This is a genomic window from Pseudomonas sp. MAG733B, assembly GCF_036884845.1.
Lineage (GTDB): Bacteria > Pseudomonadota > Gammaproteobacteria > Pseudomonadales > Pseudomonadaceae > Aquipseudomonas.
The window spans coordinates 1411307-1425347 of sequence record NZ_CP145732.1; the positions used below are offsets into that span (position 1 = coordinate 1411307).

Annotated in this window: 10 protein-coding genes; 3 read left to right on the forward strand and 7 right to left on the reverse strand. The window is 59.8% G+C overall.

What is annotated here, in order from left to right; genetic code table 11:
- The first annotated feature begins 112 nt into the window (after nt 1–112).
- The gene (locus V6Z53_RS06360) at nt 113–1654 is read left to right on the forward strand and encodes an alkaline phosphatase D family protein (protein WP_338584659.1); all 1542 of its coding nucleotides are present in this window, start codon (nt 113–115) and stop codon (nt 1652–1654) included.
- 108 nt (nt 1655–1762) lie between these two features.
- Here the strand turns inward: V6Z53_RS06360 and V6Z53_RS06365 are convergent, their stop codons facing one another.
- Both V6Z53_RS06365 and V6Z53_RS06370 read right to left on the reverse strand, forming a co-directional pair.
- Nucleotides 1763–4288, reverse strand: a complete 2526-nt coding sequence (locus V6Z53_RS06365; RefSeq protein ID WP_338584660.1) for a sulfite reductase flavoprotein subunit alpha — start codon at nt 4286–4288, stop codon at nt 1763–1765.
- A 134-nt stretch (nt 4289–4422) separates the two neighbouring features.
- A complete protein-coding gene (locus tag V6Z53_RS06370; RefSeq protein WP_338584661.1) occupies nt 4423–6750 on the reverse strand; it encodes a TonB-dependent siderophore receptor in 2328 nt (775 codons plus the stop codon).
- A gap of 208 nt (nt 6751–6958) precedes the next feature.
- Here V6Z53_RS06370 and V6Z53_RS06375 point away from each other — a divergent pair, with 208 nt between their 5' ends.
- Together V6Z53_RS06375 and V6Z53_RS06380 are read left to right on the forward strand one after the other, a co-directional pair.
- On the forward strand, nt 6959–7639 hold the full coding sequence (locus tag V6Z53_RS06375; RefSeq protein ID WP_338584662.1) for a Fe2+-dependent dioxygenase: 681 nt from the start codon (nt 6959–6961) through the stop codon (nt 7637–7639).
- 57 nt (nt 7640–7696) lie between these two features.
- Complete coding sequence (locus V6Z53_RS06380; protein ID WP_338586459.1) at nt 7697–8389, forward strand: tetratricopeptide repeat protein; 693 nt, start codon at nt 7697–7699, stop codon at nt 8387–8389.
- Between the two features lie 73 nt (nt 8390–8462).
- Here V6Z53_RS06380 and V6Z53_RS06385 read toward each other — a convergent pair whose 3' ends face one another.
- The 5 genes from V6Z53_RS06385 to V6Z53_RS06405 all read right to left on the reverse strand — a co-directional run bounded on the left by V6Z53_RS06385 (nt 8463) and on the right by V6Z53_RS06405 (nt 13736).
- Complete coding sequence (locus tag V6Z53_RS06385; protein ID WP_338584663.1) at nt 8463–9626, reverse strand: type III PLP-dependent enzyme; 1164 nt, start codon at nt 9624–9626, stop codon at nt 8463–8465.
- Between the two features lie 659 nt (nt 9627–10285).
- Nucleotides 10286–11443 (reverse strand): ABC transporter ATP-binding protein, encoded by a 1158-nt coding sequence (locus V6Z53_RS06390; protein WP_338584664.1) that lies wholly within the window; start codon nt 11441–11443, stop codon nt 10286–10288.
- Nucleotides 11440–12093, reverse strand: a complete 654-nt coding sequence (locus V6Z53_RS06395) for an ABC transporter permease (protein ID WP_338584665.1) — start codon at nt 12091–12093, stop codon at nt 11440–11442. The genes V6Z53_RS06390 and V6Z53_RS06395 overlap by 4 nt, the downstream gene beginning before the upstream one ends.
- Before the next feature lie 12 nt (nt 12094–12105).
- Entirely contained in the window at nt 12106–12999 is an 894-nt protein-coding gene (locus V6Z53_RS06400; protein ID WP_338584666.1) for a glycine betaine ABC transporter substrate-binding protein, read from the reverse strand.
- 20 nt (nt 13000–13019) lie between these two features.
- Entirely contained in the window at nt 13020–13736 is a 717-nt protein-coding gene (locus tag V6Z53_RS06405; protein WP_338584668.1) for an ABC transporter permease, read from the reverse strand.
- Nucleotides 13737–14041 lie beyond the last annotated feature (305 nt).

Below are 14041 nucleotides of genomic sequence, written 5' to 3' on the forward strand. Positions count from 1 at the left end.
GAGGTGTCTGATACACCGCCATCGCGAGCAAGCTCGGCTCCTACAGGGATCGCGTTTTCACATCAGCGTCATGCACACGTGCTTAAGTTTTTCCTTTTTCAGGGAGAACACCATGAGCGATTTCAATCTCGGTCGCCGCCGTGTCATGCAAGCCGTCGGCGCCGGGCTGTTGTTGCCGGGGCTGGCGCCGGCGGTGATCGCTTCGGTCAAGGATCGGCCACAGCTCACCGACGGCGTGCAGTCCGGTGACCTGCTCGGTGACCGGGCGATCATCTGGAGCCGCAGCGACCGTCCGGCGCGGATGGTGGTGGAGTGGGACACCCGCAGCCTGTTTCCCAACCCCCGGCGTTTTGTTTCGCCGCTGGCCGATGCCCGTACCGACTTCACCGCTCGGGTCGAGCTGACCGGGCTGCCCGCCGATCAGGCGATTTTCTACCGTGTGCAATTTGAAGACGCGCAGAGCGGCGTCGCCAGCGAACCGTGGTTCGGCCACTTGCGCAGCGTGCCGCAAACCCGGCGCGACATTCGTTTCGTCTGGAGCGGTGACACGGTCGGCCAAGGCTTCGGCATCAACCCTGACATCGGCGGCATGCGCATCTACGAAGCGATGCGCCTGCGCCTGCCGGACTTCTTTATCCACAGCGGCGACACCATCTACGCCGACGGCCCGGTGCCGGCGCAGTTCACCACCGAAAGCGGCCGCGTGTGGCGCAACATCACCACCGAAGCCAAGAGCAAAGTCGCGGAAACCCTCGACGATTACCGGGGCAATTACCGCTACAACCTGATGGATGAAAACATCCGCCGCTTCAACGCCGAAGTGCCGCAGATCTGGCAGTGGGACGATCACGAGGTGGTGAACAACTGGTCGCCGGGCAAGCAACTGGACGAGCGCTACAAGAGCAAAGATATCCACAGCCTGGTGGACCGCGCGCGTCAGGCCTGGCTCGAATATGCACCGATGCGGTTGCAGAGCGCTGACGGTGGCGGGCGGATTTATCGCCAGCTCAGCTACGGGCCGTTGCTCGATGTGTTCGTGCTCGATATGCGCAGCTATCGCGAGGCCAATGATGACAACCTCGGCGCCGCGAAACCTTTCCTCGGTCGTGAACAACTGGACTGGCTGAAGGCGTCGTTGAAAGCGTCCAGCGCACAATGGAAAGTCATCGCCGCCGACATGCCGATCGGCCTCGGCGTACCCGATGGCGAGGTCAGCCCCGGTGTGGCGCGTTGGGAGGCAGTGGCCAATGGCGATCCGGGACCGGCCCAGGGGCGTGAGCTGGAAATCGCCGAGTTGCTGGGTTTCCTGCGGGCGCAACAGGTGCGCAATTTTGTCTGGCTGACGGCAGATGTGCATTACTGCGCGGCCCATCATTACCACCCGGACCGCGCTGCCTTTCAGGACTTCGAACCGTTTTGGGAGTTCGTCGCCGGGCCGCTGAATGCTGGCAGCTACGGGCCTAATCCGCTGGATAAAACCTTCGGCCCTGAAGTGGTGTTCCAGAAAGCACCGCCCGCGCAAAACACGTCACCGTTTGCCGGGTTTCAGTTTTTTGGCGAGGTGAACATCGAAGGGCAGAGCGGGGAATTGAGCGTGGTGTTGCGGGATCTGGATGGGGTGGCTGTGTTTGAGCAGAAGCTGCAGCCAGTTTAAATGTGGGAGCGGGCTTGCTCGCGAATGCGGTGTAACAGACAACAAAGATGTTGAATGTTAATCCGTCTTCGCGAGCAAGCCCGCTCCCACATTTGGATTTGTGTTGGGTCAGTAAACGTCGCGGCGGTAACGGCCCTGTTCAATCAGGTGCTGGACTTCGGCGGCACCCAATACGTCGTTGAGCACTTGATCGACCCCGGACGCCATCCCCTGCAAGCTGCCGCAGATGTAGATCACCGCACCGTCCGCCAGCCATTTCTTCAGTTCGCCGGCCGATTCACGCAGGCGATCCTGCACGTAGATTTTCTCGGCCTGATCCCGCGAGAACGCCAGGTCCAGACGTTGTAGATCACCGGAAATCAACCACTCTTCCAGTTCATCGCGGCACAGGTAATCGTGTTCGCGATTACGCTCGCCGAACAGCAGCCATTGACGTGTTTGGCCATCGGCAATCCGCGCCTTGAGCAAACTGCGCAACCCCGCCAGCCCGGTGCCGTTACCGAGCAGGATCATCGGCACCGGTTCGTTCGGCAGATGGAAACCGCTGTTACGACGCACCCGCAGGCTGATGCTGCCGCCCACTGGCGCATGTTCAGTGAGCCAGCCGGAACCAACCCCCAAGCTGCCGTCGGGGTGCAGTTCCTGGCGCACGATCAATTCCAGAATGCCGTCGGCGGCAATCGAGGCGATGGAGTATTCGCGCATGGCCAACGGCACGAGGGCGTCCAGCAGGGCTTGCGCGTGCAGGCCGACCAGATGACTGCGGTTCTGCGGCAGTTGGCGGCTGGCGAGGGCTTGCTCCAGCGGTTGCGTCAGACCGTCGTGCCCAATCGTGGCCCGACCGTCGATCCCCAGGCCATCGAGGAAATGTTCGATCGCCCAAGGGCAATTGCGCGGCAGCACTTCCACCAGGTCACCGGCCAGCCAACTGCTGGTGGTTGGCGCTGTAAGACCGAGCAGATAAACAGGCGAACCGCTGCTGTCAGGGTTGAGCAATTCGCGGCGGGTCAGGGTCCAGTTGTCGTAGCTCGGCGCTTGCCATGTATCGGCAGGCGCCTGGCCGGTCAACAGGCCGAGTTGCTGTTGCCAGTGACGCAGGGCGTAAGGATCGCCGCTGTCGACTTCCACCGGGGCGAACAAGGTCTTGCCGCCGTGTTCGCCGAGCCAGTTGTGCAGGCGTCGGGCAAAACCGCAAAAGTGTTGGTACTGGCGGTCACCGAGGCCGAGTACTGCATAGTTCAGGCTTTCCAGGCTCAAGCTGCGGCCCAGCACCTTGCGTTCAAAACCGCGGGCGCTGTCCGGCGCTTCGCCATCGCCGAAGGTGCTGACCACGAACAATGCGTTGTCTGAATCACGCAGGTCCTGCTCACTGACATTCGCCAGCGGCTGCACTTTTACCGGCAGACCGGCAGCCTGCAATTGGCCGGCGGTCTGCCACGCCAGTTGCTCGGCAAAGCCGCTCTGACTGGCAAAACCGATCAGCCACGCCGGGGCGTCGCTGCCCGGTTGAACCAGGCCTTTGCGCGCGTCCTTGATCTGGCGTTTTTTGCGTCGGCGATCCAGGTACAGCATCCATCCGGTGATGAAGAACAGCGGCATGGTCAACGCGGTGATGGTCAGGATGATCCGCCCGCCGATGCCAAAATAACTGCCGGTGTGCAACGCGTAGATACTGGTCAGCAATTGCGCCTTGAAGCTCTTGTCGCTGTAGCGGTCATGCCGCTTGATAACGCCGGTGACCGGGTCGAGGGTGATCTGGTTCAGCGCGCGGTCGTGGGGCGAATCTTTGAGCAGGTAAAAAACGGTCGCCGGTTGTCCAGCCACCGGTGGCATGCGGGTGTTATAGAAGCTCAGGCCAGGACCTGCCGCGCTGTAGATGCTGCTCCACATCGTTGAGTAATCGGCGACCGGCGCCGGGCCACTTGGTGCCGGGCCGCGAGCGCGAACGCGTTCGTTCTGTGGCGAATCGGAGAGCAATTGGGTCAGGCCTTTGCTGTACCACTCGTAAGACCAGAACAACCCGGTCAACGCCGACAAGAGGTAAAACACCAGGCACCAGGTGCCCGCAACCGAGTGCAGGTCCCAGTTGAAGCTGCGACCTTTTTTCTTCCAGTCGAGGGTCAGCCAGGCGCGCCAGCTTTTCCACTGGCGTGGCCAGCGCAGGTACAGGCCGGACAGGCAGAAGAACACCAGTATCAGCGTACAGGCGCCGGTGATTTGCCGACCGGTATCGCCCATGGCGAGGAAACGGTGCAGTTGCAGCATCAGGCCGAAGAAGTCCTGGCCAGCGGCGTCGCCCAGCAGTTCGCCGGTGTACGGGTCGAAAAAGCGCATCGGGCCGCGACGCTCACCCGCAGGCGGAGTGAAGAAGGCGCGTGCGGCGATGTCGCTGTCGATATCCACCGACAGCATCGAGACTTTCAGGCTCGTCGCCGCTTCGATTTTTTCCACCAGTTCGGCGGGCGGCAGCACACCGGCGACCTGTTTTTGCACCTGCAACACGGAAGGATTCAACGTGTACAGGATCTCATCCTGAAACGACACCATCGCCCCGGTGATGCCCATCAGGGCCAGGACCAGTCCGGCGCTGATGCCAAAAAACCAGTGCAACTGGAACAGGGTTTTCTTCAACACGTCGCTCGCCTTGTTCGTTCAAAAATAATCATCACGGCGCGCATTATGATGCCGTGGGTTGTCGAGAAACATTCTTTTTTACACACAAAAGCCCCGCTCACCTGGATGAGCGGGGCCTGGCCTTCACACTTCCATCAGAAGTGGAAGTTGGTGCTCAGCAAAGCAGTACGGCCCGCCGCCTGGTTGGCGAAGTGAGTCGAGAACGCCTTGTCGTAGTAGGTTTCGTCGGTCAGGTTCTGCACGTTCAGTTGCAGGTCGATGTTCTTGGTCAGCTTGTAGGCGGCCATCGCATCGTAGCGAACGTAGGAATCAACCATGGTGGTGTTGGCTGCGCTACCGAACACGTCGTCGACATAGAATGCGCCGCCGCCGATGGTCAGCTTCGGCGTGACCTGGTAAGTCGTCCACAGGCTGGCGCTGTTTTTCGGAGTGTTCGGCAGTTCGTTGCCATCGTTGGCTTTGTTAGCCGGCAAGTCGCCGCCATCCACTTGCTCGCTGTCCATGTAGGCGTAACCCGCGAACACCTGCCATTTGTCGGTGAGCTTGCCGGTGGCCGACAGTTCGAAACCTTGAACGCGGGTTTTACCGGCGTTTTCATAGGTGGTGGTGTTGGTTTGCACGCGAGCGTTTTCTTTCTCGGTGCGGAAGATATCGGCGGTCAGCGACAGGCGATCGTTCAGCAGATCCCACTTGGTGCCGATTTCGTAGTTCTTGGTGGTTTCCGGCTCCATGTCGCTGCTCAGCAGATTGCCGTTGCGATCAGGTGTGCCGCCCAGCGGGTTGCCGTCCTGGCCTTCGCCGAGGGTAGCGCCCGGTGGCGTTGCCGAGGTTGCGTAGGACGCATAGATGCTGCCGTTTTCCGCTGGCTTGTAGACCACACCGAACTGGCCGGTGACGAACTCGCTGACATCATCGCCTTTGGAGGTGGTGGTGCCGGCAGCGTTGTAGGTTTTGTAGTCGGTGTCGAAATGGTCGTAGCGCAGGCCCATGTTCACCAGCCACTGTTCGGACAACGTCAGGGTGTCGAACACGTAGAGCGCGTAGGTTTTGCCGGTGGTGTCGGTGCCGGCATAGTTACGCGAGATGGCACCGTTCCACGGATCGCTCGGGGTCGGGTTGGACAACGATGTGCAGTTGTAGCCGCTTGGCGCGCCGATCAATGCCGGGCTGCAGTTGGTGCTGGCGTTGCCTGGCGAGCCCGGGGTGGTGTCGGTGTTGACGTTGTACGAAGATTTTTGGCTTTCTTCGCGGCTCAACTCGACACCGGTGGCGAAGCTGTTCTTGAAGCCGGCGATGTAGACATCACCGAACAGGTCGGTCTGGTTGGTGGTGGTCTCGGTGTTGCTGACGCGGGTGTTGGCCCGGCGCCAGACGCTGCCGTTGTTGACGTTGCCCTTGCTGTCGTCCGGCTGGGTCAGGATGTAGTCCTGCATGCTGTTGCCGTGGCGCAGGGTGTTCTTGACGGTCAGCGCATCGCTCAAATCGTGTTCGATGGCGATGGTCGCGGTATCGGTGCGGCCCTTGCGGAAGTCGCGGCCATCCAGACCATAGAAGTTACTGCTGTCGCCGCCATCCTGCGGCTTGTCCGGGTTGGACTTGGTACGGGCAGCGGAGCCAGCGGTCGGAATCGAATACGGAATGCCCGAGTCCGGGGTGTCGTTGCTTTCCAGATGGTAGTAGTCGAGGTTGACGCGGGTGTCGGTGCCCAGGCCAAAGGCCAGCGACGGTGCGACGCCCCAACGGTCGTAATCGACGCTGTCGCGGCCGGCGACGTTGCTTTCGTGGCTCATCAGGTTCAGACGGCCGGCGACGGTGTCGGAGAACTGGTAGTTGCCGTCCATGGTGTAACGCTGGGTCTGGTCGGAGCCCCAGGTGTAGCCACCGTCGAACGAGTTGCCCAGGTGGGCTTTCTTGCTCACTAGGTTGATGCTGCCGCCGGCCGCACCACGGCCGCCGATGGCCGAGTTCGGGCCTTTGCTGACTTCGATCGATTCGACGGCGAAGATCTCGCGGCTCTGCGAACCGGTGTCGCGCACGCCGTCCAGGTAGGTGTCGCCCTGGGCATCGAAACCGCGAATGAACGGACGGTCGCCCTGCGGGTTGCCGCCTTCACCGGCACCGAAGGTAATGCCTGGAACAGTGCGCAGGGCGTCCTGCATGTTCAGGGCGCCGGTGTCCTTGAGGACTTGTTGCGGGATGACCGTGATCGAACGCGGTGTGTCGACCAGCGGCGCGGTGTACTTGGGCGAGGAGGCTTTCTCGACGTTGTAGGAGGTCTCGTCCTGGGCTTCGCCATTGATGGCGGTGGCGCCCAGCGAAATGGTGTTGCTCGGCGCTTTTTCGTCGGTTTTTTCCGCCGCGAATACCATGTGGCCCGCAGAGCCGGCAGTGATTGCAACGCCGATTGCAGAAGCGAGCAAACGTGGTGAACTGACCGGTAGTTGTGGTTGCTGACGTGACATTTCGGATTCCCCTCCCCAAGGATTTGAGGCCGCGGAATATAGGGTAAACACGTATTTGTATCAATTGCGAAACATTACTATTCGCACTGAATTTACATTCTTTACAATTTAACCTTACGGTTTTTACAGTTTCATTCGTCTGTCGGGTTTTACACGAGCAATAAGAATCAATACCATTGGCGCCCCTTGGTTCTCAGGCGTCCTTCCCATGCTGCTGCACATTCCCGGCTTGTTCGACAAAGAAGAAGTGCGGCGTATTCGTGAGGCTCTGCAGCAGGCCGATTGGGCTGACGGCAAGATCACGGCCGGTTATCAGTCGGCCAAGGCCAAGCACAATTTGCAGTTGCCGGAAGGTCATCCGCTGGCCAAGGAAATCGGCGCAGCCATGCTGGAGCGGTTGTGGAAAAATCCGCAGTTCATGTCAGCGGCGTTACCGCACAAGGTCTTCCCTCCGTTACTGAACTGTTACACGGCCGGCGGCAGTTTCGACTTCCACATCGACAACGCCGTTCGTCAGCCCAAGGGCAGCATCGAGCGGGTGCGCACCGATCTTTCGGCCACGCTGTTCTTCAGCGAGCCCGAGGACTACGACGGCGGCGAGCTGGAAATCCAGGACACCTTTGGCACCCAGCGCGTGAAATTGCCTGCCGGCGACATGGTGCTGTATCCCGGCACCAGCCTGCACAAGGTCAACGCGGTGACTCGGGGTGCGCGTTACGCCTCGTTCTTCTGGACGCAAAGCCTGGTGCGCGAAGACAGCCAGCGCGCGCTGTTGTTTGAAATGGACGGCGCGATCCGCCAACTGACCCAGGACGTACCCGATCACCCTTCGCTGATCCGCCTGACCGGCACCTATCACAACCTTTTGCGCCGCTGGGTCGAGGTGTAAGTGGCGGACTTTCGCTTGCGCCGCGAGGAAGTGCTCGACGGTGATCGCCTGCGCTCGATGCTCGACGAAAGTCCGCCCCGCGCAGCACAGGCCATCCTGATCGCCGCCCGCGAAGGTGAAACAGAGGCGCAGGCGTTGCTTGGGCAGATTCTGCTGGACGGGCTAGGGATCGCGCAGGATCAAACGCTGGCGCTGCGCTGGTTCGGCATCGCCGCCCGGCAAGGGCACCTGATGGCGCGCAACATGCTCGGCCGTTGTCATGAGCATGGCTGGGGTTGTGTTGCCGATGGGGCGGTTGCAGCGCGGCACTATCGAATGGCCGCCGAGGCCGGGCTGGATTGGGCGATGTACAACTACGCCAACCTGCTGGCGACCGGGCGCGGGGTGGTTGAGGATCAGTCGCAGGCGTTGAGTTTGTATCGCCACGCTGCCGAACTCGGCCATGCGAAATCGATGAATCTGTTGGGTCGATATCTGGAAGAAGGGCGAATATGTCCGGCTGATCCGGCGGCGGCCCGTGACTGGTATCGGCGGTCTGCCGAGGGCGGGGATTTTCGTGGGCAGTTCAGCTATGCGGCAGTGCTGACTGGCGAAGGGAATATTGATGATGCATTGGTCTGGCTGCGTAAGGCGCTGGCGGGTGGCAATCTGAATTTCCTGCGGGTGGCGAGTCAGGCTCTTATGGGCGCAACTGATCCACGTATTCAGGCGATGGCAGGCGACTATGCCAAACGGTGCGCTGAACTGTAGGGCGAGCGCAGTTCCGCCAGGCACAAAAAAGCCCATGACGTGTCATGGGCTTTTTGATTTCTGCGTGATGTATTTACACGTAGAACGACTTCAGCGGCGGGAAGCCATTGAACTCAACAGCGCTGTAGCTGGTGGTGTACGCACCGGTCGACAGCCAGTACAGGCGATCACCGATGGCCAGGTTCAGCGGCAGGCCGTACTTGTAGTTTTCGTACATGATGTCGGCGCTGTCGCAGGTTGGGCCGGCGATTACGACTTCTTCCATCTCGCCCTTTTTCTCGGTCCAGATCGGGAACTTGATGGCTTCGTCCATGGTTTCGATCAGGCCGGAGAACTTGCCCACATCCGTGTACACCCAACGCTCAACGGCGGTACGGGATTTACGCGCGACCAGCACCACTTCGCTGACCAGAATACCGGCGTTGGCGATCAGCGAACGGCCTGGTTCCAGGATGATTTCCGGCAGGTCGTCACCGAAGTCTTCCTTGAGGAAGCGGATGATTTCTTCAGCGTAGGTTTCCAGGCTGTTGGTGCGGGTGATGTAGTTGGCCGGGAAGCCACCGCCCATGTTGATCAGCTTCAGGTGGATGCCGTCTTCTTCTTTCAGACGTTCGAAGATCACTTTGACCTTGGCGATTGCCGCGTCCCAGACGCTGATGTCGCGCTGCTGCGAGCCAACGTGGAACGAGATGCCGTAAGGCACCAGGCCCAGGTCACGGGCGAGGATCAGCAGGTCCATGGCCATGTCGGTCTGGCAGCCGAATTTGCGCGACAAAGGCCAGTCGGCAGTGGTCGAGCCTTCGGTCAGGATACGTACGTAGACTTTCGAGCCCGGAGCGGCCTTGGCGATGTTGCGCAGGTCGGCTTCGGAGTCGGTGGAGAACAGGCGCACGCCCTTCTCGTAGAAGTAACGGATGTCCTTGGATTTCTTGATGGTGTTGCCGTAGCTGATTCGGTCGGCGCTGACGCCGCGGTCCATGACCTTGTCCAGCTCGTAGATCGAGGCGATGTCGAAGCTCGAACCCTTGTTTTTCAACAGGTCGATGATCTCGACGGCAGGGTTGGCCTTGACCGCGTAATAAACTTTGGCGAATTCGAAACCGGCGCGCAGGTCATCGTAGGCCTGGCTGATCATCGCGGTGTCGATTACCACGAACGGGGTTTCTTGCTTGTCGGCGAACGCCTTCATTTTGTCAAAAGTGGCGCGCGCGAAATAGTCTTCGACGTTGATCGACATGCTGGGAACTCCTACTGGCAAACTAAAATTATCAATGGGTGCAAATGAACGTCCTCCGTATCCCCACTTTGGTTCGCCTACTTCCCAAGGCATGTCGCCGAAAGCAAAAAGGCCATGGGAAGTGCAGCTTTCCCTTGGCCTTGCTGTCTCGTCGTCAGTACTTGAGCCGGATGGATCGTTTCCAGCATGGACGTTCGGCGCGAACTTTAGGGCGTGAGGGGCTTGAGATCAACAAAAAATGTCGCGTTTTTGCACGCTTCTGACGTGCGTTACGTTCATCACTCGTTGTAACCGACTCAGATGACAGTCGGATGTTCCCCATGAATTGCGAAGTGTTAAAAATACCTGCACGTTCGCGGCTTTTGTGCGCCAAGTCGCTAGTAAGTACGAAGGCGTCAACTTCGGCGACGTTGGGTGCGAGAAGGTGAGCTGAGAGGGGATTTGGCTAATTCAGGGAGTGATTTTTCGGAGCTTTTGTCGGTGGGGCTGTTGATATTTTTTTCCGGCCCGCGAAGCCTCCGAAATTTGCACCGAACCTGTGGGAGCCAGCCTGCTGGCGATGACAATTTCATCATCAAAACAGTGTTGACTGGCATTTCCCTATCGCTAGCAGGCTAGCTCCCACAGGTTTTTGCATTTTTACCGAGCGATTTGAGGTGTCAGGCGACCACCGCCTCGGCTGGCGACACGATGCTGGTCTTCATCCCTCGCGAACGACCCGAGCTCAAGTAAGCCGCAATGGACTCCTGCGTCACCTCACCCAGAAACACCCGCTCGGCGTCCATTACCGGCAACCACGCACGATTAAATTCGTACATGCGCGACAACAGGATGCGCAAATGTTCGTCGTACGCCGCCGTCGCATTGAACTCGCGCAGGTACTGGCCGCAGGTGCCGGTCTGACGGTGCAGGTCGCGACGTCTTACGTAGCCCAGGGCTTTGTTTTCGGTGCAGGTCACCACCACGTAACGGCGGTCGTGCTCGTCCATCAATTCCAGCGCTTCGGCCACCGGGGTTTCCGGGCTGACGGACGGTGCGTTGTCCGCTGCGTCTTCGGCTTTCACCAGCAGCAGGCGCTTGAGCGTACTGTCCTGACCGACGAAGTTGCTGACAAAGTCATCCGCCGGGTGCGCGAGCAGCGTGTCTGGATGATCAATCTGCAACAGCTTGCCGGCGCGGAAGATCGCGATCTTGTCGCCGAGCTTGATCGCCTCGTCGATGTCGTGGCTGACCATGATCACGGTCTTGTTCAGCGCCCGCTGCATTTCGAAGAATTCGTTCTGGATCATCTCGCGGTTGATCGGGTCGACCGCGCCGAACGGTTCGTCCATCAGCAACAGCGGCGCATCGGCGGCCAGTGCGCGGATCACCCCGATCCGCTGTTGCTGTCCACCGGACAACTCTCGCGGATAACGATGCAAATATTGCTTGGGCTCAAGCTTGATCATGCTCATCAATTCGCGGGCGCGGTCGTGGCATTTCTGTTTGTCCCAGCCGAGCAGTTTCGGCACCACCACGATGTTCTCTTCGATGGTCATGTTGGGGAACAAACCAATCTGCTGGATCACGTAGCCGATGTTGCGGCGCAGGGTCACTTCGTCGAGAGCGGTAGTGTCTTCGCCGTTGATCAGGATCTTGCCGGAGGTCGGTTTGATCAGGCGGTTGATCATTTTCAGCGTGGTGCTTTTGCCGCAACCCGATGGCCCGAGGAACACACAGATTTCGCCTTCATTGACGGTCAGGCTCACCGAATCCACGGCTTTCACGTCTTTGCCGTTGCTTTGGAAGGTCTTGCTGAGGTTTTGAAGTTCGATCATTTCAGGAGTCCTTTTGGAGTCAGCGAACGTTGCAGCCATTGCAGAAGCAGGTCGGCGAAGATGGCCAAGAGGCTGACCAATACGGCGCCGACGATCAGCATCGACATGTCGCTGCGGCTGATGGAAGCGAGGATGAGTACGCCCAGGCCACCGGCGCCGATGGTGGCGGCGATGGTCATCACGCCGATGTTCATCACCACGGCGGTGCGTACGCCGGCGAGGATCACCGGGACGGCGATGGGCAGTTCGACCATGCGCAAGCGCTGGCCGAAGGTCATGCCGATGCCGCGCGCGGCCTCACGAATACCCGGCTCGACGCTGGTCAGGGCCAGGTAGGTGTTGCGCATGATTGGCAGCAGTGAATAGAGGAACACGGCGGTGATCGCCGGCATCGGGCCAAGGCCCTGACCGAATTTCGAATAGAACGGCAGCAGCAGGCCAAACAGGGCAATCGACGGCACGGTCAGCAGCACCGTGGCGCTAGCCTGCAAAGGCCCGGCGAGACTCGGGAAGCGCGTCATCAAGATGCCCAGCGGCACACCGACCAGAATCGCCAGGGTCACGGCGATGCCGACCAGGGTGATGTGTTGCCACGTCAGGTGTAAGACCAATGGCCAGTCGAGATGGGAAAAGGCGTTCAAAAATTCCATGACTTTTCCTCCTTAATTGATCGGGTGCTGGCGCAGGAAATCGGCGGCAACGGCTGAGGGGCTTTGGTGCTCGACGTCGACCCGCGCGTTGAGCTCGCGCATGGTGTTGTCATCGAACAGTTCGGCCAGCGGCTTGAGTTGTTCCGCCAGTTGCGGATGCGCGTCGAGGTAGGCCTGACGAACCACGGGTGCGGCGGTGTAGTCGGGGAAGTAGTGTTTGTCGTCTTCCAGCAGTTTCAGCTTGAAGGCGTTGAGGCGACCGTCGGTGGTGTAGACCAGACCGGCAAACACCTGTCCGTTGCGCAACGCTGTGTAGACCAGACCTGCGTCCATCTGGCGGATGTTCTTGCGGCTCAGGTTCATGTCGTAGAGCTTGACCATGCCATCCAGACCGTCCGAACGATTGGCGAACTCGGTATCCAGCGCCACCAGGTTGTTGGTCTTGGCTTCCTTGCGCAGCACCGTGTTCAGCTCGCTGATGGTGTTGATCTGCGGGTACTCATCCGCGACGTTTTTCGGCAGGGCGAGGGCGTAGGTGTTGCTGAATTTCGATGGCGTTAGCCAGACCAGTCCCTTTTTGCCGTCGAGTTCTTTCACTCGTGCGTAGGACTGTTCGCTATCGAGTTTTTCAGTGACATGGTTGTAGGCCACCAGCGACACGCCGGTGTATTCCCAGAGCATGTCCAGCTGGCCACTTTCATGGGCGCTGCGGGCCAGGTTACTGCCCAATCCGCCGGTCACTTGTACGTCGTAACCCTTGGTGCGCAGGTACTGCGAGGTGATTTCCGCCAGCAGGGTTTGCTCGGTGAACACCCGGGCGCCGATGCGGATGACGGGTTTTTCCGCGGCTTGGGCAAATCCTGCACACAGCAGAACGCAGCCTAGTAAAAAGCTTGATGTTTTCATGACGATTCCTTTGCCGAGGCTTAAGACGGGCGCAAGCCGCGTTCGAGCCAGAGACGGCTGGCGAGTGTCACCAGGCCATCGAGCAACAACGCCAGCAGCGCGGTGCACGCGGCGCCGAGCAGCAGTTGCGGCTGATTGTTCAGGGCAATGCCGGGGAAGATCAGGCTGCCAAGACTATTGGCGCCGATCAGGAACGCCAGCGGCGCCGTCCCGACGTTGATCGCCAACGCCACGCGCACGCCACCGATGATGATCGGCACGGCGTTGGGCAATTCGACTTTCCACAGCACCTGGCGCGGGGTCATGCCGATGCCGACGGCGGCTTCCTTGAGCGAGCCCTGAACGTTTTTCAGGCCTTCGTAGGTGTTGCGTACGATGGGCAGCAACGAGGCGAGGAACAGGGCGAAGATGGCCGGGCCGCTGCCGATGCCGAGGATGCCGAGGGCGATGGCCAGAACGGCGAGCGGCGGAACGGTGTTGCCGATATTGAAGAACTGCATGAAGCGTTCGGCGCGGCCGACCATGTTCGGGCGGCTGAGGAGGATGCCTGCAGGAATGCCCACGACAAGGGCGGCCAGCATGGAAGCGAGGACGAGAATCAGATGAGCTTGCAGGTAAAACAACAAATCGTCGCGGTAGTGTTCGATCGTGTTGATGCCGATCCAGTGGATCAGCAGGGCCAGAAGGGCGAATACCAGCGCGCCTCCTATCAGCCCTTTGCCATAGTGGATAGCCACAGGCGGACTCCTTTTTTCAGTCGGCGAACGCAGTCCCGTGTGGCAGGCCATTCCTGGCTGCCGGGTAAAGCATTCGCGAGAAGCAGCTCTATCAATGCCGGTAAAAGGGCACGAAATCGAGCCATGAGCACAGCCTCGTCAGGCCGAATTGCAGGTGTTTCAGGCCCCCGACGAGTGGTCGTTACGGGGGAGTGGACGTCTCCGTGCTTTAAAAGGTTCCCATCTGAAGCAGTATTTGGCCACCCCTAATGTGCTCAACGGTTCGGTTATTGACTCAAGTTGGGCTATAATCTGCGCCCTTTTTT